Here is a 20,208-nt window from a genome sequence, read left to right on the forward strand (position 1 = left end):
ACCAAAAAAAAGAGTAAAACCCAGGGCCTTACTCTTCTTCATATCTTAACTGTTTTTTACAGGTTAGTTCGAAGATAGACCCTCTAATCGGGCTTTGTGTTTTCGGGCAGAAGTAAACTCGTAGGAGTCGAAATATTCGCTCTCAATCCGGCCATAGGTTTCGATGGCATTTTTCAAATCACCGGATTCTTCGTAAGCGATTGCCAATTTATTAAGGTACTTAGGTGTAAAAAACTTATTCGGCTTATGGCCCACTGCGCGGGTATACTGCCTGATAGCTTCTTTGTAGTCGCCCAATTCCATATATGCATCCCCTAATAAGGAGTAAGCCTGTGCCTGCACAAAAAAATCATTGGCAGAAAACTTTTTCAAATGCTCGACGGCCTTAGCGGCATCATTCTGGGAAAGGTAGATGGAACCTGTATAAAAATGTGCCAAATTGGCTGCATCGGTACCCCCGTAATTATCGATGATCGACAGGAGTCCAACGTTTACTCCATCGCCGTTTAGCGCCAAGTCTACACTGTCCTGCTCAAAGTAATAGACAGCCTGAAACATTTCAGCCTGTGCCTTTTCGTTTTGGTTGGCTTTGTGAATCTGGAAAAACAGTATCCCTGCTATCACCAAGATGCCCGCGCCGATGATACCGGCTACCAGCTTGGTATTTTCCTTCAAAAAGGCTTCTCCTCTATTTAATCTGCTTGCAATTGCTTCGGGATTTTCCAACAGTTCGTTAGATACCTCTTGGCTTTTACTTGCCCGCTTCACGTTACTTTTAGACATGATGATAATTTTTCAGTTCGCAAATATATGGGTTTTCCTTGAATCACAAATAATAATGAAAAAAGCCATCCACATTTTGTAGCTGTGAATGGCTTTACTACGTCACTGTGATCTTTATTCCCGGATAAATGGGTAGTCGTCTTCTACGTAGACGTCCTTGAATGCGTCCTCTCCATCCGGCCAAGGAGACTCCTCGGCAAACTTAACCGCATCGGCTACTTGCTTTTTCACTTTCGCATCGATTTCCTTGATTTCGTCTTCTGTTAGGATCTTATTGGTGAGGATGGTGTCCTTAACCTGCTCGATTGGATCGCGCTTCTTGTATTCTTCTACCTCTTCCTTGGTTCGGTATTTTTGTGGGTCTGACATGGAGTGACCTTTGTACCTATAAGTCCTAAACTCCAACAAGGTGGGACCATCGCCGCTGCGGGCTCTTTCTGCAGCTTCGGATACCGCCTCGTGTACCGCCTCCACATTCATCGCATCAACTGCAAACGAAGGCATGTCGTAGGCTTCCGCGAGGGTATAAAGCTCATTCACATTAGAGGAACGCTGCACCGATGTACCCATTGCATAGCCGTTATTTTCGATCACAAAAATGACGGGAACTTTATAAAGCATGGCCAAATTCAACGATTCGTGGAAGGCTCCCTGCCGAACCGCTCCGTCACCCATATAGCAGATCGCCAGATTTTTGGTTCCCTTGTATTTTTCGGCAAATCCGAGCCCCAAGCCCATAGGGATCTGTGCTCCCACAATTCCGTGACCTCCCGCAAAATTTCGGGTGTTGTCGAAAATGTGCATGGAACCTCCCTTTCCTTTGGTCGTTCCGGTTTCTTTTCCGAACAGCTCTGCCATTACCGCACCTGGATCCGTACCCAGACCCAGTGGATGGGCATGGCAGCGGTAAGCTGTGATCCATTTGTCGTCCTTGTTTAACGCTGTGATGGCTCCGGAAGCACAGGCCTCCTGACCAATGTACAAGTGACAGAAGCCACGGATCTTTTGCTGTCCGTAAAGCTGCCCCGCCTTTTCCTCAAAACGCCGCATCAGCAGCATGCTTTCGTACCAGTAGGCGTAGGTCTCTTTTGAATAGTTTACTTTTGCCTTAGTCGTACCAGAACTCTTTTTTGCCATATCGTTATGTATAAATATGCTAACTTTGACCCCAAAGATAATCAAAACCGCTAAACTTTGGGCTAGAATGCGAAAATAGTCAAAATCGCCATTTCGTAAACCATGTACCTCAAAAATATTAGGCTCCACCAATTTAAGAACTACCAGGAAGCCCACCTGGATTTTTCCCCAGATATAAACTGCATTACGGGATTGAACGGTGCCGGAAAAACCAATCTTTTGGACGCCATACATTACCTGTGCCTTACCCGAAGTGCCTTCAGTTCTGTGGATCTAAACCAAGTCCAGCACGGTACGGATTTTTTCTCGATTAAAGGGTCCTTTGTCACTGACGATCGAAAAATCGAGGTGCTCTGCGCCTTTGAGCGGACTAAAAAAAAACAATTGCTGGTAGACGGGAAAGCTACAGAAAAAATGAGCGACCACATCGGCCTGATCCCCGTAGTGTTGATCGCTCCCGATGACACCACCCTGATTCGGGATGGAAGTGAAGAACGCCGGAAGTTTTTTGACAGCATACTTTCGCAAATTGACAAAGCCTACCTTCGGGATCTGATTCGATACCAGCATTTTTTAAAACAACGGAATGCCCTTTTAAAGATTTTTCACGAGGAAGGAAGGAAAGACGCTCTCCTCTTGGAACCATACGACGCCGAATTGCTCCAGCTATCCGCCAACATACACCGGAGAAGGACTGATTTCCTGACCGATTACATTCCTTCCCTGCACAAACACTATCGGGAACTGTGCAGTGGCCAGGAAACCGTAGATATCCATTACCAAAGCGAACTGTCCAACCCTAGTTTCGAAAAAAACTTTAAACACCAACTCGAAAAAGACATTTTATTAAAGCGAACCCAATCAGGTATTCACAAGGATGACTTCGCCTTTACAATCGATGGATATCCGTTGAAAAAATTCGGGTCACAGGGCCAACAGAAATCCTTCGTACTGGGCCTGAAGCTTGCCCAATTTGAAGTGGTGAAGCAGCATAAAAACCGACCCCCTATCCTACTGCTTGACGATATTTTTGATAAATTGGATGACAGGCGCATGGAACAATTGATGCGCTTGGTAGCAAACAAAGGATTTGGGCAGCTTTTTATAACCGACGCTAGACCGGAACGCTCCAAAGCAATCTTCGAATCGCTGGATATGCCAGCCAAATTCATCCCGATCAGCGAAGGGATGCCACTTTAAAAATCGCTACATGTAATTAGACTTAGTACCGTCTCTTTCGAAGAATCTGAGCATCCAACGACAACCTACCCGGACCCGCAAGCATCAGCACTACAAACGTGACCAAAAACATCAACGGCAACTCCTGCCGGTTAAAAGGATCCTCACCATGGACGATAAAAGTGATGATTACCATATTAATGATCAATGGAATCAAAACTACACGAGACATGAAACCAAGGATCAGGAGGATGGCACAAAAAAATTCCGCAAAAATCACCAACTGAAGAGAAAGAGCCGATCCCAGTCCAATGGGATCGGCAAAGGTGTTCAGCCGTTCGCTAAAATTGGTAATCTTTGCCCATCCGTGGGTGAGCAGCATCGTAGATGCACCCACCCGCAAAATCAACAATGCGATGTCAGTTCCAAACGATCTACTAGAGAATATAAGTTGCTTCATGTCCAATTGGTCATTCCAAAGATTCGTGTCCGCATAGGGCACCAAAAATCGTGTATGTCACACGTCTCTTGGTAGTCCGAGTTACTGCTATTTTTCTTAAAATTATTCAATTATTTTGAAAATCAGCCACTCTTTAGGCGTTTATTTTTCACCACCCAAGGAACCACTTCAATTCTGTCCAAATTAGAAAAGTTTTTCTGGATATACTCCAGCTTCATGCAGCCGCTTAAGCGCCTCTATCACGATCGGACGATCCTCGGCGTACGTCACACCAAACCATGTTTTACCGCCTTCCAAGATTCGTACCGCTGCTTTGCCCTCTTGGATCAGGGTATTGGCTACGGTAGGAATGTAAAACTCCGACTTGAGCTCCCTTCCCTGTGTCTCCAAAAAAACGCTCCATAAACGCTCTGTCTCATGAAATACAGAGGGATGAAATCCCCAGCAGTTCATAGAAACCGGCGTATCTTCCGCAATTTGAATGCGCTCTCCATTGGCTTCATGAAGAATGCTGCCATCCTCGCGTCTGCTGATAGAGGTCCGCTCGACCATGCCTTTTAGGTTCCCATCAGCGCTATAATCACAGACACCCCGACTGACTGTCCCATAGTCTGAAAGCACGTTCTTAATCGCATAACCTACCATACAATGTAGATCCGGCCTAACTTCACCCGATAAAAAAGACCCCAAGGCCTGAAATGCCTCCCTTCCGTAAAAATCATCGGCATTGATCACTGCAAACGGCTCCCTAATAACATCCTTGGCACACAACAGCGCATGGGCTGTACCATAGGGCTTTACGCGGTCAGGGTTTAGGTATGCTTCCGGCACCATGCTGTCTAGGGATTGAACCACAAAGTCAACCTCCACCTTACTTTGCAGCTTTTCCAAAAAAAGGGACTTGGCCAGTGCAAGGATCTCCTTCCGAACAATAAACACTACCTTCCCAAAGCCTGCCTGAATTGCATCGTAAATGCTGTATTCTAGTATGGTCTCATTGTGGGGGCCAAAGCCATCTACCTGCTTGTCTCCACCATACCTACTGCCCATCCCGGCAGCCAAAATCAAAAGTGTTGGTTTCATGTGTTTCACAATTGCTTTTTTCTTCGTCGGAACTCTCTCAATACCTCAGTCCCTCTTGATCTACAGTACAATGCCCGCAATGATCCGAAAGGTGATACCCCCTCAGAGAATCCAGGTAATTTACAAGCGGCAAAGATAAGGCATTATACCCAACCAGCATCTAAAAACCCAAAAAATCGGGATATCAAACCATTACCCATCTCCCCTTTTAAATTAAAAGAAGGCCTCAACTACTCCAAAAGAGAACCATTGCTATCCTGTATTTCAAAAATACACCTTCCCATAATCAAAAAAGCTCCCATTGCTGGAAATTCAGGCTCCAAATACCTATATAAAAACGAAATTAAACACTCATTCTTAAAATATACCCTATAATGTAACGAATGTATAAGAGTTAATTTAGAAACCTTCCAACAGCCTATCTCTGTATATTTTGGTTTATAGGGGTTATTTGAGAATCTATTTTTCAACTAAAGCTTATTTTTTCAAGCAAATTTGATTGTTTTTTAAACCTTAATTTTTACTTTTGTCAAAAATAATCTAGGTTACACTCCGATTTATTAACGAAAACCAAATCCCATTAGCAAAATGAAAAAAATAGAAGCGCTTATCCGAACATCCAAGTTTGATGAAATCCATCAGTGCCTATCCAGTCTTGGGGTAAAATTTCTGACGTTTTTTGAAGTGAAAGGTATGGGTTTACAACATGCCAAAACCCAGCAGTATCGGGGTGTGGCGTATGAACCAACCTTCATTCCCCGTACCAAATTAGAAATCGTGGTGCCCGATGATCTAGCGGATGCGGTGATAGAGTGTATCCTAAAAGAAGGGAAAACAGGCGAAGTGGGAGACGGCAAAATTTTCATCTACGACGTAGAGAAGGCTTTTAGAATCCGAAATGCAGACACTGGCGAGGATGCCCTGTAATCAAAAACAACAAATCACCCACAACGAATTATTCACCTAAACGATCAAAAAGAGTTATGAGCCAAGAACTATTTACCATAAACAACCTATGGATGATGGTTGCCACCATTTTGGTATTCATCATGCACTTGGGGTTCGCCGCACTGGAAGCCGGGCTGACCAGAGCAAAAAATACGGTCAACATCCTTTTTAAGAATACCATTATTCCTGCATTGGGTATTCTGACTTATGCGTTTATTGGATTTAACCTTATGTACCCTGGAGATGCCTTCGAAGGAGGGTTTTTTGGATTAGCCGGTCTTGGACTTGCCCTTCCAGATGGCTGGGACACGTCCGAATATGCTGAGGGATATACCTTTTTCACCGACTTTATTTTTCAGGCTATGTTTGCCGCTACGGCCGCTACCATTGTTTCGGGTGCTGTAGCCGAGCGCATCAAGTTAGGTCCATTCCTTTTCTTTTCCCTACTTTATGTAGGAATATGCTATCCCATCGTAGGGATGTGGAAATGGGGCGGTGGCTTTCTTGATACCTTGTCTACCCCTTTTTATGATTTTGCAGGATCCACAATCGTTCACTCCGTGGGTGGTTGGGGCGCCGTGATCGGTGCTTACCTCCTTGGGCCAAGAATCGGTAAGTACAAAGATGGAAAGATGAATGCTATTCCCGGGCATAACCTGCCTCTTGCCACTTTCGGCGTATTTTTGCTTTGGTTCGGCTGGTTTGGATTCAACGGAGGTTCGGTATTAAGTGCCTCCCCGGGTGATGTCTCATTGGTATTTGTCACCACGGCGATTGCGGCCTCAGCGGGTGCCTTTGGAGCGCTATTTGCCTCCTACGCCAAATTCAAAGCCTATGATATTACGATGGTTTTGAACGGCGTCCTTGCCGGACTGGTGAGTATTACCGCAGGTGCCGATCAAATGGCAGTGTGGGAATCTGCCGTAATTGGATTTATAGGTGGTATCCTAGTAGTATTTGGGGTAATCATGTTTGACAAAATTAAGATTGATGATCCTGTGGGTGCGATTTCTGTCCACTTGATATGTGGCATTTGGGGTACCTTGGCAGTTGGTATTTTCGGAAACCTGGCCGGAGTTGGACAGCTTACCTCTCAATTGATTGGCATCGTATCTATCGGAGTATTCTGCACCGCCTTTGCCTTTATTCTCTTCTTTACATTGAAGAAAACCATCGGCATACGGGTAGATGAAACTGAAGAAGTTGAAGGACTAGATATCAACGAACACGGCATGAATGCCTACCCCGATTTTGCCACAAAAGAATAAAGGATTAAGTGTGAATTTAGATTGATGTGTAAAGAAAGGCGCCCAAAAGGTGCCTTTTTTTTCTGAAAAATCTTCTTCTAGCGACTAGTTAGCGTACAACAGGAATTGGATGCCGGATTAGTAGGTGTTTCTCAGTAACAAACAATAACATGCACCTACATAATCCATTGTCAGCTATCTACAGATAGGACATACTAAAAGACGCCGCACTTCCTTTATTACTCAACAAATTTTTTACGAGCGCTCGCCAAAGAGAGACAGTTATTAAATAATTGTATCAAAATTGAATGCATTTATTTTCTTGCGAAAATGCAAGGTCCAAGGACGTTCCCTTTGCCAAAAAGCAAGTAAGTTCCTCTAAAAGTAAATGCTATAGAACCATAAAAAAGGGCTGTCTCCAAATTGAAAACAGCCTCTTTTGCCAAACTTGTTGAAAAATTTACAAGATCCTTACTTCCTCTGAGAGTCCCGCATCGGGTTGCCGCCTCGGGAGGTTCCCCGCGGTGCCATATTGCTTTTAAACAACTCAAACCGGGAAGGCACGAACTTTCTCGGCCAGTAATTATTTTCTTCCTCTACATCAGCTGTCTCTCGAAAGGGGTCCAAGATAATTTCAGCCACCTCCTTCTGCTTTCCAAACACCTTGGTGATTTCGTATTCATCCATGCGCCAAATCTGCGCCGGCAGGTACTCCACCTCCGAGGTTCCATCGACATAATTGAATTGCAGGATGATGGGCATCACCAATCCTCCGTTGTTTTTGAATTTGATTTCGTAAAAATTTAAGCCGGCGTTTAATAGCTCCCTTTCCTTGGTATCGAGGGATTTCAGAAAATCCTGATACTGCTTCTCGTCCGCAGGCCCTACCCGAAACCGGTCGTAGCTGTTATAGAAATCCCGTGCAGCAGGATCCTTCTCCACGATGGTCTCCGCCACGTCCTCCTTATTTCGATCCCTCGTAATATAGGCCTCCTCTAACGCATACGCTTCCCGTTCCCTCGCCTTTAATTCAGCCGGCTTACCAGAGTCGATGGTGTACCATTTCACATCCTCTATAGCTATGTCCACCGTCTCGGTGCCAAAAAACCAGCCTCTCCAGAACCAGTCCAAATCCACGGCAGAGGCATCTTCCATCGTACGAAAGAAATCGTCCGGCGTGGGATGCTTAAACATCCAGCGCTGAGAGTACTGCTTAAAGGCATAGTCAAACAATTCGCGCCCCATCACCGTCTCTCGTAGGATATTCAGGGCTGTAGCCGCCTTGGCATAGGCATTTCCTCCCAGGGAATAGATATTCTCCGAATTGGTCATGATTGGCTCCAAGAGGTTTTTATCCATCTTCATGTAGGGCACAATTTTATGCGCAGGCCCCCGGCGGGAGGGGTAGTCCCTGTCCCATTCCTGCTCAGCCAAAAACTGCATGAAGGTATTTAAGCCTTCATCCATCCATGTCCACTGACGCTCGTCAGAATTGACAATCATCGGGAAGAAATTGTGGCCTACTTCATGAATAATCACGGAAATCATCCCATACTTGATGGCGTCTGAATAGGTGCCATCGTCATCGGGACGCCCATAGTTAAAGCAGATCATAGGGTATTCCATACCGTTGGTAGCCTCTACCGAAATGGCGACCGGATAGGGATAGTCGAACGTCCGCTTAGAATAGGATTCCAGCGTATGTGCGACCACCCGAGTGGAATACTGCCCCCATAGCGGATTTGCTTCCTTTCCATAATAGGACATGGCCATCACCTCTTTTCCTCCCAACTTGACCGCCATGGCATCCCATATGAACTTTCTGGAAGAAGTCCAGGCAAAGTCCCGCACATTCTCAGCGTGAAAAACCCAGGTCTTGGTATCCTTTGCTCTACCTTTTTCTAATTTTTCCGCCTCGGCCTGCGTCCGAATGACAATCGGTTTGTCATAGGTTGACTTTGCAAGATTCCAGCGCTCCAACTCGGTACTACTTAATACTGCCTCTGGATTCTGTAGTACTCCGGTGGATCCTACCATGTGGTCCGAGGGAACGGTAATGTTCACTTTATAGTCCCCAAATACGAGGGCAAATTCACCTGTACCTGCAAATTGCTTATTCTGCCAACCTTCGAAATCCGAATAAACGGCCATTCGTGGGTACCACTCCGCAACAGTATACAGGTAATTGCCATCTTTTTCAAAATACTCGTAACCCGCTCTGCCTCCTAAGAACCCCATGCGATCGTGTACATTGTAAGACCATTCGATCGCAAATTCATAATCCTGTCCGGGCATCAAGGGCGTCTCTAGATCCAATCGCATCATTGTATAGTTGATTGTAACCGGGATATCCTCTCCGTTTGGCTTCTTAACTGAAAGGATCTTAAATCCCAGGTCCTCGTCATGCCACAGGATTCCCTGTAGCTGCCTCAAATTCATGCGGGGACTAATGCTATTGGTGGCCATTTTGGGAGTTTCCGAATTGGCAGCACGCTGATTTTGGTCTAACTGAATCCAGAGGTAATCCAGCGCATCCGGGGAGTTATTTTTGTAGCGCACCTTCCCACTTCCCGCAATGGACTGATTTTCATCATCCAAGATCACATCGATCTCATAATCTGCTTGTTGTTGCCAGTATAAATGGCCTGGAGCTCCCGCTGCATTTCGATATACATTGGGCGACCGAAGCATGGTGCCGAGCTGCTCAAACCGGTTGCCATGGCGCTGCTCGTCTATCTGAGCAGCTAGGTCAAACAGAAAACCCTGCAAGACGAACATAAGGGTAAGAATTCTCTTCATAATTAAATCTCCAATACAGGTTAAAATAAAAAGGAATTTTCGCGCAGATACAGCTATTTTGCACAAATATACCCCGCAAAATAATCAAATTATGCTTCATAAACCAGCCAATCAGCAAAATGTTCCTCAAATGAAATCTAAATTTGCATAAAACGCCATGCAGTCGCTTAGGCTCGCTGATACGCTATCTGAACGAATTCCCTTTGGGGGTAATAAAATACAGAAACAGTTACCAATACTTGGTTTCCAGCATCATCATCAAGGACATTCCCAAGACAATTGCAGAAACCACCAATATCCATTCTTTGCGTTTTACTCCAATGATCCCGACTGCGAGGGAAGCAATCAGAAGGAAAATAACGACAATAATTAGCTGACCGACTTCCAGTCCCAGGTTAAATGCCAACAACGGCTGAAAGATGGATACTTCCCTTCCCAGCAAAGACCTTAAATAGTTTGAAAACCCCAACCCATGGATCAAACCAAAAAACAGCGCATAGACATAGTTGAGCTGCATAGCCGAACGACCTGCGGCCGGCTTGGGCTTGAAAATATTGGTCAAACTGGTGATGGCGATGGTAAGTGGAATCAAAAACTCGACCAGGTCGCCATTTACCTTGATCACTTGAAGTGTCGCCAATGCAAGGGTAAGAGAATGGCCAATAGTAAACGCCGTGACCAAGATCAGTATCCGCTTCCAATCCCTTAGCAGGTACACCACGCACAACACGATGACAAATAGGATGTGGTCAAACCCTGCCAAATCCAAAATATGCTCAACCCCTAATTTAAAATACAGTTGAAATTGGTTCATCGATGCGCTGGTATCAATTAGAATTCGTTTGTTAACTTTGTCGCAATAATAAGGTTAATTTCAGATATTAAACAAATTTACCGAACCATTCATGTTCAATCTCTTGATTACACTCTACTACCTGCTGATTTGGGTGGCCCCACATCCATTCTACATCAGCCTGACCGATATGGTGTATAATAGTGAGAAAGGGCGCATAGAGATCGCTCAGAAGATTTTCTGGGATGACCTGGAAGTAGCGCTCAGCCGGGAGAGCAATGAAAAGGTAAATTTCCTACAGCCTCGGGACAGCAGGGCATTAAATAAACTAGCAGAAACATACCTGCTTACACACAATCTTTTGGTGATCAATGGTGCAGAAATCAAGCTCAGCTACTTGGGCTTTGAACTTGACGATGACGCAGCATGGTTTTACTTTGAAGCCGAAAAAATCCCCCTACCCAAATCCGTACGCATCCAAAATACGATTCTCTTCGATGACTTCCCCACTCAGCAAAACATCGTCAACTTCTATTTGAACAAAAGCCCGAAAAGCATAATCACCTCCAAGAGTATTCCCGAGGGCGAAATAACCTTTTGACGCACCTTACACCTCCAGTCCCCCAAGTGGGAAGCGAGTAAGTACCTCCCACTTCCCATGTCGCTTTTTAAGCAAGGCTACATCCTCTATCTGTACACGCTGATCAAATCCCAAATCGCGTACGAAATCAAAACAGGCCTGAAAATCCCTCTTTTTAAGGTCATTGTAAGCGACAGTCATGTGTGGGCGGAAACTTTGATCGCTCAGCTCCAAATCCAGCTTCAACTTCCCTTTCGCTAGTTCCTGCAATGCCGCCTGAAGTTCCTCTAATCTCCGCTGCGGCCAGATGTGTATGTAAATAACCCGTTGCCTAAAATGTCCAAATCCCTTCAACAGCAGCGGAAAAGGCTCCTGATTTGCCGCAAAACGGCTTAAAATCCTCTTTAGCTCATCCTCCTTGCTTTCCTTCCATAGAAAAGGCATTTTAACGGTAACATGCGCGGGGGATTTCAAGGCATATTTGACCCCAAAACGCTCGTTAAGTGCAGCCTTTACGTCTTCCGCAAGCTCCCGCACCCGACCCTCAGGAACGAGTGCGATAAAATATTTCTCCATTTTCTTCCCCATCAAACCGCACGCTGTTTACGAAAACATTCATTTGATAACAATTCAACGTACTTTGTCGCAAACTGAAGTAGGTGGAATAAAAAAGGAGCGCTTGGTCAGCTGGATAACCCGATTAAAACTCCTCCCTCACAACCGCAAAGATAGGGTTCGAATAATTTTTAGCTGAAAAAATGGGGGATCATTTTAAAAGTTATTCCCAATGGCTTAACTTGAAACAGAATTTCGACGAAGCCAAATGTAATCTGGCGTGACACAAGCGACACACTGTTAGGCGACTATTCCTGCACCCGACCTGCCTGCCGGAAGGCGAGGATTCCCCCGATTCTGATCGGGACAAGTTATGACCGCTAAAACACACAATTATAGACACATGAAATCGAGCACGACGCAAGCGACACACGAAGGGACGATTGTAATACGTGCGAGATTCCATCTGACCGCTTAAGAACAAATTATAAACAGATGAAACAATTTGCTAAAGTAATGGTAGGGCTTGATCTCACGAAAATGGATGAAACCCTGCTGTCCAACATTAAAATTTGGTCTCCCATTTTGGGCATAGAAAAAATCTACTTTGTCCATGTGTCCAAAGACCTGTCTATTCCTGAGGATCTTTCCAAGAATTACCCCAACCTCCTCGCTCCGGTGGATGAAACAATCGTCCGTGGAATCAAGCACGAATTGAACGAATTTTCGTTTGATCCTTCCGAATACGAAATCTTAGTGAAAGAAGGCAGCCCGATGGAGACCGTGTTGAGGTGGTGCAAGATAAAAGATGTAGATCTCCTAGTGATGGGCCGCAAAAAACAACTGGAAGGTTCGGGCTCCTTGGCAAGGAACCTTGCGCAAAAAGCACCTACGTCGGTATTGTTCATCCCGGAGGGCTTTGGAACCGACCACCCTTCCAAACTCCTCGTTCCCTTGGATTTTTCCGATTACAGCCACATCACCGTTGACCTGGCGATGAAGCTAGCGACAAAAATACATGCGTCTGTGGCCTGCTGCCACCTATACGAGGTACCTGCGGGCTATTCAAAAACAGGCAAATCCTACGAAGACTTTAAAGGGATCATGCTTGACAATGCGAAAAAAGACTTTGCAAAATTTATGGCAAAGTACCAGTTTGGAAACCTCCCTTGTGACTTCATCTTGCAGGAAAAGGATTCAGAGGCCCGTTACATCATCGACTACGGTAAGTCCCTTGGAGCCGACATGGTCATCATTGGAAGCCGAGGCAGAACACATTCCGCCGCCATGCTCCTTGGAAGCGTCGCAGAAAAACTCATTCAGCTGAATACAGAAGTCCCCACACTGATTCTAAAGAAAAAGGGAGAAAACATGAGCTTTCTTCAGGCACTGTTAAAATTGTAAATGATTCTAATTCACAGAAGGTAGGGAAATCTCCCTACCTTTTTTTGACTGAAAGAACGCATTCCTCGAACTAAGAACCTGTTCAAACCCGTTCCCTATAATATTGCACCATATCCCGCGGTAACGAAACCCAAAACCGGTATGAAAAACATCCTGTCTACGATGGGTCTATTCCTTCTGATTGCCCTCACCTCGGTCACTTTTGGGCAAAAACGTGAGATCGAACGGGCAGTGCCTTTATCAGAGGTTCCGGAACGTGCCAAAATCTGGCTTTCAAAAACCTATCAAGGGCAGAGAAAGGTGAAATGGTACTTCCAGACCGACGGCGAAAAGCAGGTATATGAAGCTAAACTCAAATGGAATGGAAGCTGGCATAGTGTGGAGTTTCAGCCGAATGGAAACATCCAAAACATTGAAATCCTCATCCGTACCAGGGACTTGGAGGAAGATGTACGCAAGCGCCTATTCGCGTATTTAAACAGCGAGTACAGTGGCTTTAAGATTGACCGGATGCAAATTCACTATACTGGAAGCGATAAAGCACTTGGGAACCTCATCTCCGAGGGCAAAGTGGGACCGGAATTGAACTTGGAATATGAAATTGAATACATAGGACGTGTAAATGGTGTAAGCTCGCTTTGGGAGGGTCAATTTGATAGCGTGGGCAATCTGATAGAAAAAAGAAGTGTTGAATTAAGTTCCACCGATGTATTGGATTTTTGACGGATGAACAAATTTTGGATTTTTTTAGGGGCATTTCTAATCTGTGCGGCGTTTCAATCGGCCCAAGCACAGCAGCGCCATCTGTTTACATCCGGCTTGTTTCCTGAGGCCCAACTGAGTTACAATCTTTCAGACACTTATTACGTCACCCACAAAATTGAGTCTCAACATGGGATGTTTGATGCGCAGCGCCTCAACAGGGAACTTGCCTACAGCCATACCCTAACCGATTTGCAGACTTTTGTAGGCAGGCGGATAACTCCCTTCGTGAAAGTAGACTTGGGCTACCAATACAGATTGGAAGAAGGGGAAAATACCCATAGGCCGATTCAACAGGTTGCCATTCTACAACGGTCCAATTTTTTCCGTATCGGACACCGAATCCGAACAGATCAGACATTTTTCAGCGAAGAACCAGTGTTGCTACGAATCCGATATAGGTACGCCGTTCAGATCCCACTACAGGGCAGGCAGCTAGATCCCGGAGAAAAATACCTAACCCTGTCCAACGAGGTGATCTACATGACTCAAGAGGGCGAAGACGATATAGAAAACCGGTCGGTTGCCTCACTGGGATTTTACGTGGACGACAACACCAAATACGAAGTGGGACTAGATTACAGAACAGACGACTACCTAGTTCCTGATCGGTTCAGGAGTAGACTTTGGCTAAAATTTGGTGTGTATTGGTCCCTTTAGATTAATTCATGGGCTGGTCGATCCGTTAGCATTTTTCTAAAAACTCTTAGTATCCAACCAAACTCCCTATTCATATTTCCTTTCCACTTGGATTAACCGGGGCTTACAATAACGCAAAGACCATTTCTTCGGAATGGTCGCCAAAGCGAATGGTAAGCAGGTTGTTGTGAATGGAATAACTACGCATGGATGCAAGTGCCGAAAAATACCGCCTTTCAAATTCCATCATGGATCTTGTGGAGCCAACGAATGTCTGGCCAATCCGACCACTTGACCATATTTCACCCTCTCCCTCATCCAGCTGATACGCTCCGCCAAAGCCGTTGACCGGCCCGGCACCGTAAAAAGCCCACATCCCATCATCTTCTGCTAAAGGCGACGGGGCTCTTGTAAACGCAACCCAAATGCGCCCAAACAACCCCTCGCTGCTGAAGCGAACCAAATCCGCTGGTGGGTGCTCACGTGTGTTCCTTATCCGATCCCTAAAGTAAAGGAATCCCCAGGATTGAAAAATATCGGTTTGCACCGACTTCACTTCATAGGGTATCACTACGTACGGATCGGCTTGATCTTCCCCGCACGAAAATAGCATTAGGACTACGCCAGCAAGAAGAAAATTCTTCATGATCAACGTTGTTTATTCTTAGGACGGGTAATGAACGTAATATGTCCTGGTGGGCTGAAAGTTTTCGGCTGAAGAAGCAGTCTGTCCGATAGTTGATCACGGCTAAAAAATGTCTATAAAAATTCTATTGATTCGACCTCGATGGTACACGCCTGATTTTCTACGATGATGGAAGTTACTATGAATAGCTCCTCTAACCGAGTAGGAGCAAAGCTAGCAAGCGGTATATCATACGTATGCCATTCATTGGTTAAGGTCAAAGGAATTTTCGTTTCGCTGCCATCCGTTGGGTCCGATCTGTCTTTTAAGCCAATAGCTATTTGTTCTCCTCCCTTTGTTCCTCTAAGTTTGACCCGAAGTGTTTGGAAATTTGAAAAGTCTTTCACCCTATTTGAGTCAGGGACACCATTTCCAACAAACCAGTAAGCCGCTGCCCAGGGTTCCGCGGAAAACTGAAGTGCGATATGGCTACCTAGAAATTGCATATTAACTCCTTGATTGTTGTTTGGGCTTGCCACTGCACTGTTGTAGTAATGCGTATTGTATCCGTTTCGTATGATTTTAGGATAGGGAACATCTCCGTATTCATCAAAAATCTGCGCTAACTGCTGATTGATTTCTTCGTCAAAGGCTTTTTTACCTGTGACAATCATTTCATGTAAGGCGTGCCCCCGTACTAGAAGGTTTTCGTATTTCACGATGAGTTCATAAGGCCAGAAAAAAACAGGAAATAGGATTGGGTGGTCGAGAATTTCATCCACCATAGCCGGTAGACGTCCTCCCAGTTCGGTACTCCAGTCTCGCGTACCCGAGCTAAAAAAAGCATAGGTGCCGGGAAGGTCTGCTTTTATAAATTCTTCTGAAGATTGCTGAATACCGGAATTATAATTATTCTCCAAAAGGATCAGCTCATCCAATTTATTATAGTAGTCGAAAAGCAGTTTTTCCAAATCCGTGCCTTGGAGCTGACTGAGGAAGCCTGAGCTCTTTAAAGATTCAAATCCACTGAGGTTGGGAGTCAGATAAATGCTGCTCCAAGCTTCGTTGATGGTCTGGGCCATAAAGCTGAGGTTTTGGACACTGTAGCGAGCGTCTGCCGTTAGGTTTTCGCCATAAACTTCCGACATGATTTTCTGATATTCCGGAGACATTCGCCTCCTCATGCCTGATATTCTGGGAAAAAGTTCAAGGCGTTTTTGGGTATACATTTCAGCCTTATTCAGATCGCTCTGAACATTGTTCGCTATACTATTCAGATAGCCTTCCAATGCTTCTGCATTTAAGCGCTTTTGATTGGAATTATTGATTTGGATAGCAATTAAGATCCCAATGACAACCAGCACAATCTCACCCACGGCATATTTCAGATACTTCACAATTTTATTTTCCTCCAGCAGCTCGAAGCGGATTTTTCGAAAGAATTTAATCATAGGTTCCTTTTTTTCTGATGGTGGCTACCTGCAGGGAAATCGAAGCGCTGGTCAGCATGTGATCTACATTTACATCTGCAGATTATGCTAAGGTGATTCGTTTACATAAATTGGCTGGGGAAATATCCCTTTTGTTGGGTGCTGCTGCTAAATATAGAAAATTAATTGCAATATGCTGCTAATGAGACGTTTTTAAAAAAACAGGCTGACGAGATTTGTCCAAATTGTAAATTGGAGTAACGAACAAAATTGGCATTATGATTTGCTTTCTGCAAGCGGGCTATAGACGCTTTCGGTAACCGATACACCAAAAGCAGGTCATAAATAAACGACTCCAGACCATAAGGTAGAGTACGTTTGTTGAAATTACTTTCAATAAAATTGGCCCCATCAATAATTCGCACCAAAACCGACTCCCCCCGAATGAAACCCACCAATTTTTGCCAGTCTGTTTCTTCGCTGAAAATCAGCCCGTTTACCCACTAACCAGACAGACAAATCCTGTTCGCTCCAACGTCAAACACCCGGAACATAGGTTGCTGCTTTTTTCCCTTCGGTATACTTGTTAACTTGGTACCTGTGAACGCACCGCGAACAACACGTAAACCCAGCCATCTGCCATGACTCCCTTACAGCAGCCACACACCATCATCACCCCGGGACCCATCCGAAATTGGGAGGTAACACCCTACGGAATTAGTGGGCACACCGAAGAGGCTTATTTTTCCATTCAGGTCTATGCAGACCACACCATCCGCGTACAGGTGAGTAGATACGAGGCATTTTCACCCAATCCCTATGCGGTTACCACCAAACCCGTAGCTGGCTTGTTTGAGTTTCGCTCCTCGCCTGACATCCTATGGCTATCTACCAAGAAGATGACCGTAACCATTTCCCGAGAATGCTTTTCGCTGTCCTTTGCGATCCCTCAGGGGAAAGTTCTCTGTGAAGACGATCCAGCCATCGGTATCAATTGGCTGGGCACTGAGGTAAGCTGCTATAAAAAGCTGCAGCCTTGGGAAAAATTCATTGGGCTAGGTGAAAAGACCGGAGGGCTGAACCGCTGGGGAAAAGCCTACACCAATTGGAATACGGACAGCTTCGGGTACGGCATTGATGCTGACCCCTTATACCTCTCAGTCCCGTTCTATATCGGACTGAACGGCGGAAACGCCTATGGCATATTCTTCGACAACCCCCATAAATCGGTCTTCAATTTTGGAGCCAGTAACAACCGGTTCAGCTATTTCAGCGCAGACGATGGCGACTTGGACTATTATTTTTTCCACGACGACTCCGTGGCATCCATTATTCAGGCCTATACCCAGCTTACCGGCAGAATGGAGATGCCACCCCTATGGTCATTGGGTTACCAACAATGCCGTTATTCGTATTACCCGGATCGCGAGGTACTACGATTGGCAGATACCTTCCGCGAAAAAGAAATTCCTGCGGACGTGATCTACTTGGACATCCACCACATGGAAAAATACAAGGTGTTTACCTTTGACGGCAAAACCTTCCCCGATCCGGCCGCTATGATCAAAAGTCTGAAGGAACGTGGATTTAAGGTGGTGGTAATACTGGATCCCGGAATTAATAAGGACCCAGATTACACTCCCTACGTGGAAGGGATTGAGCAAGGGCTCTTTCTACGCTATCCGGATCAAGTACCGTACGAAGGACATGTATGGCCGGGCTGGTGTGCCTTTCCCGATTTCACCAACCCTGCTGCGAGGGCGTGGTGGGCGAACAAACTCTCCTTTTACAGTTCCCTGGGAGTAGACGGTTTCTGGACAGACATGAACGAACCTGCCACTTGGGGCCAGCACATGCCAAATATCATTGAGTTTGACTTTGAGGGGGAACGATGCAGCCACCGCAAGGCACGAAATGTATACGGCATGCAGATGGCCCGAAGTACTCGGGAAGGATCTCTCAAACATGCGGATAATAATAGACCCTTTGTGCTCTCACGATCTGGATATGCCGGTATCCAACGGTATGCAGCCGTTTGGACCGGAGACAACGTAGCCTCGGACGAGCACATGCTTGCGGGTATGCGATTGGTGAATAGCCTGGGATTGAGCGGTGTACCTTTTTCCGGATTCGACGTAGGGGGTTTTGCAGGCAATACCAACCCGCAGCTATTCGCCAGATGGATTAGTTTGGGTGCCTTTTCTCCGCTATTCAGAGCGCACTCCATGATCAACAGCAACGATTCGGAACCTTGGTCCTTTGGAGAAGAGGTGGAGGAAATCGCAAAAAACTACATAAAGCTACGTTACAAACTACTGCCTACCATCTACGCAGCCTTTCTAGAAAGTTGCTCCAGCGGACTCCCGGTAGCGAAAAGCCTCGCCATTGACTACGCCTTTGACGATCGGGTTTTCCAAGGGCCATTCGATAATCAATACCTGTTTTGCGATAAATTTTTGGTGGTTCCGGTCGAAAGTTTTCGGCCCGTCACCAAGGTCTTTCTGCCCGAAGGGAAATGGTACTATTTTTTCAATTCCCAACCGATGGAGGGCAATCAGGTGTGTTATTGGGAATGCCCACTGAGCTACCTACCCGTATTCGTGAAAGCCGGGAGTATCGTAGCCCTGCAGGAACCCGTATCCCATACCGGAGAAGCCCATGACGGAATTCTCCGTATGCATGTATACCGTGGATCCGGAACGAGTACCCATCTTCACTACGAGGACGACGGCACCACGTTGGACTATAGAAATAATGCCCATTTCAAACGAAACTTGCTATTTGACCATTCCCACAAAGTGCTTATTTTTGAAGAGTCCAGCGGCAACTACAAATCTAAGTTCCATACGGTAAAGATTTATTTCCATGGATTTACAGAAACCCAAGCTAGCGTAGGGGAGGTTATGAAGAAGTTAGAAAAAGAGGATATCTCTTTCTTGGATCGGATCAGCGATTTTGACCCATTTCCAGACAATCGACACCCATACCATCAATGCGAGGATACCCGAACGCTGACTATTCCGCATCCTTTAGATAAGCTTACGATTATCCTTCATTGACCGATCAACGAATTTACTAACCAAGCCAGCTCAAGATTGTTCTGCGGTTGCCCTTAGCAACTCCATATTGGTCCAGAGAATTTTTCGCACGATGGGATCTACTATCCATCGGGGCCTCGCGCTGTTGGGGACGGATATGATATGATAACTCAGGATAGCATATTTTCCCTTTTCCTCAATGACCCATTTACCGGAAAGCCTCTTTAGCGGCTCCAGTTTTTTTCCTTCCGTAAATAGACGCGATTCATGGGTTTCAAATTGAACGGTGGTTTTACCGTTTACCCTTTCGGTAGAATGCATGAAGTAACAATACCGGTTAGCTAGCGGAAAAAACTACCTAATATCGAGATAATGGATAAAAGCATAGTAGAAATTGTTTGGTAAGAATTAGCGGTCTGGATAAGCCCATTTTAAGTAGGACAACTTAACAACCCTTTACCCTTACCCATAGAGCAAAAAATATTTTCAATTTATTCCCTTATTTTTTCACACGATAATTTTTTTTATCGTATTTTTATAGATATACAAAATTTGATTTGCCATCAATTCCAGAAGGGATCTTGAATCAAACACGGGTATGAGTAGTACATGTTTTTCGTACCCCTGGTTTAAGAACCAAGATTCCCCCAATCGCTTCTTATTTGTACAGCTGGAATCTCAAGTACGCGCCGCATAGCCAATCAAAAATATCGGTTCGTCAACGAATACTCTCATACACCACACCA

Annotated in this window: 18 protein-coding genes; 8 read left to right on the forward strand and 10 right to left on the reverse strand. The window is 45.3% G+C overall.

Annotation, left to right across the window (positions count from 1 at the left end; genetic code table 11):
• Positions 1-63: 63 nt before the first annotated feature.
• Positions 64-783 carry a tetratricopeptide repeat protein gene (locus IAQ59_RS05745; protein ID WP_209329847.1) on the reverse strand — a complete coding sequence of 240 codons (720 nt, stop codon included), beginning with the start codon at positions 781-783 and terminating at the stop codon, positions 64-66.
• A 114-nt stretch (positions 784-897) separates the two neighbouring features.
• On the reverse strand, positions 898-1,920 hold the full coding sequence (gene pdhA, locus IAQ59_RS05750; RefSeq protein WP_209329848.1) for a pyruvate dehydrogenase (acetyl-transferring) E1 component subunit alpha: 1,023 nt from the start codon (positions 1,918-1,920) through the stop codon (positions 898-900).
• A 102-nt stretch (positions 1,921-2,022) separates the two neighbouring features.
• Here pdhA and recF point away from each other — a divergent pair, with 102 nt between their 5' ends.
• The gene (recF, locus tag IAQ59_RS05755; RefSeq protein WP_209329849.1) at positions 2,023-3,120 is read left to right on the forward strand and encodes a DNA replication/repair protein RecF; all 1,098 of its coding nucleotides are present in this window, start codon (positions 2,023-2,025) and stop codon (positions 3,118-3,120) included.
• Positions 3,121-3,142: 22 nt separating this feature from the next.
• Here recF and IAQ59_RS05760 read toward each other — a convergent pair whose 3' ends face one another.
• Together IAQ59_RS05760 and IAQ59_RS05765 are read right to left on the reverse strand one after the other, a co-directional pair.
• The gene (locus tag IAQ59_RS05760) at positions 3,143-3,559 is read right to left on the reverse strand and encodes a DoxX family protein (RefSeq protein WP_209329850.1); all 417 of its coding nucleotides are present in this window, start codon (positions 3,557-3,559) and stop codon (positions 3,143-3,145) included.
• A 183-nt stretch (positions 3,560-3,742) separates the two neighbouring features.
• Positions 3,743-4,642, reverse strand: coding sequence for a nucleotidyltransferase family protein (locus IAQ59_RS05765; RefSeq protein ID WP_209329851.1), 900 nt, complete (start codon positions 4,640-4,642; stop codon positions 3,743-3,745).
• Positions 4,643-5,230: 588 nt separating this feature from the next.
• Here IAQ59_RS05765 and IAQ59_RS05770 point away from each other — a divergent pair.
• Both IAQ59_RS05770 and IAQ59_RS05775 read left to right on the forward strand, forming a co-directional pair.
• On the forward strand, positions 5,231-5,569 hold the full coding sequence (locus IAQ59_RS05770; RefSeq protein WP_209329852.1) for a P-II family nitrogen regulator: 339 nt from the start codon (positions 5,231-5,233) through the stop codon (positions 5,567-5,569).
• 56 nt (positions 5,570-5,625) lie between these two features.
• Positions 5,626-6,858 carry an ammonium transporter gene (locus IAQ59_RS05775; protein WP_209329853.1) on the forward strand — a complete coding sequence of 411 codons (1,233 nt, stop codon included), beginning with the start codon at positions 5,626-5,628 and terminating at the stop codon, positions 6,856-6,858.
• Positions 6,859-7,308: 450 nt separating this feature from the next.
• Here the strand turns inward: IAQ59_RS05775 and IAQ59_RS05780 are convergent, their stop codons facing one another.
• Complete coding sequence (locus tag IAQ59_RS05780) at positions 7,309-9,636, reverse strand: M1 family metallopeptidase (RefSeq protein WP_209329854.1); 2,328 nt, start codon at positions 9,634-9,636, stop codon at positions 7,309-7,311.
• A gap of 229 nt (positions 9,637-9,865) precedes the next feature.
• Positions 9,866-10,450, reverse strand: coding sequence for a HupE/UreJ family protein (locus IAQ59_RS05785; RefSeq protein ID WP_209329855.1), 585 nt, complete (start codon positions 10,448-10,450; stop codon positions 9,866-9,868).
• A gap of 91 nt (positions 10,451-10,541) precedes the next feature.
• Between IAQ59_RS05785 and IAQ59_RS05790 the strand changes: the two genes are divergently transcribed.
• A complete protein-coding gene (locus IAQ59_RS05790) occupies positions 10,542-11,030 on the forward strand; it encodes a DUF6702 family protein (RefSeq protein WP_209329856.1) in 489 nt (162 codons plus the stop codon).
• Positions 11,031-11,036: 6 nt separating this feature from the next.
• Here the strand turns inward: IAQ59_RS05790 and IAQ59_RS05795 are convergent, their stop codons facing one another.
• Positions 11,037-11,597 carry a 2'-5' RNA ligase family protein gene (locus tag IAQ59_RS05795; protein WP_209329857.1) on the reverse strand — a complete coding sequence of 187 codons (561 nt, stop codon included), beginning with the start codon at positions 11,595-11,597 and terminating at the stop codon, positions 11,037-11,039.
• A gap of 462 nt (positions 11,598-12,059) precedes the next feature.
• On the opposite strand from IAQ59_RS05795, the gene IAQ59_RS05800 reads away from it, so the two are divergent.
• The 3 genes from IAQ59_RS05800 (at position 12,060) to IAQ59_RS05810 (ending at position 14,390) form a co-directional block, all read left to right on the forward strand.
• Entirely contained in the window at positions 12,060-12,968 is a 909-nt protein-coding gene (locus IAQ59_RS05800) for a universal stress protein (protein ID WP_209329858.1), read from the forward strand.
• A 141-nt stretch (positions 12,969-13,109) separates the two neighbouring features.
• Positions 13,110-13,691, forward strand: coding sequence for a hypothetical protein (locus IAQ59_RS05805; protein WP_209329859.1), 582 nt, complete (start codon positions 13,110-13,112; stop codon positions 13,689-13,691).
• Between the two features lie 3 nt (positions 13,692-13,694).
• On the forward strand, positions 13,695-14,390 hold the full coding sequence (locus IAQ59_RS05810; protein WP_209329860.1) for a DUF2490 domain-containing protein: 696 nt from the start codon (positions 13,695-13,697) through the stop codon (positions 14,388-14,390).
• A gap of 103 nt (positions 14,391-14,493) precedes the next feature.
• On the opposite strand, the gene IAQ59_RS05815 is transcribed toward IAQ59_RS05810, so the two are convergent.
• On the reverse strand, positions 14,494-15,015 hold the full coding sequence (locus IAQ59_RS05815; protein WP_209329861.1) for an META domain-containing protein: 522 nt from the start codon (positions 15,013-15,015) through the stop codon (positions 14,494-14,496).
• Positions 15,016-15,128: 113 nt separating this feature from the next.
• On the reverse strand, positions 15,129-16,445 hold the full coding sequence (locus IAQ59_RS05820; protein ID WP_209329862.1) for a DUF6090 family protein: 1,317 nt from the start codon (positions 16,443-16,445) through the stop codon (positions 15,129-15,131).
• Between the two features lie 620 nt (positions 16,446-17,065).
• Between IAQ59_RS05820 and IAQ59_RS05825 the strand changes: the two genes are divergently transcribed.
• On the forward strand, positions 17,066-19,483 hold the full coding sequence (locus IAQ59_RS05825; protein WP_209329863.1) for a glycoside hydrolase family 31 protein: 2,418 nt from the start codon (positions 17,066-17,068) through the stop codon (positions 19,481-19,483).
• A 30-nt stretch (positions 19,484-19,513) separates the two neighbouring features.
• Here the strand turns inward: IAQ59_RS05825 and IAQ59_RS05830 are convergent, their stop codons facing one another.
• Positions 19,514-19,783, reverse strand: coding sequence for an SRPBCC family protein (locus IAQ59_RS05830; RefSeq protein WP_209329864.1), 270 nt, complete (start codon positions 19,781-19,783; stop codon positions 19,514-19,516).
• Between the last annotated feature and the right edge of the window lie 425 nt (positions 19,784-20,208).

Origin of the sequence: Lunatimonas salinarum (assembly GCF_017811155.1) — a bacterium.
In the GTDB taxonomy this organism is placed as follows: Bacteria; Bacteroidota; Bacteroidia; order Cytophagales; family Cyclobacteriaceae; genus Lunatimonas; species Lunatimonas salinarum.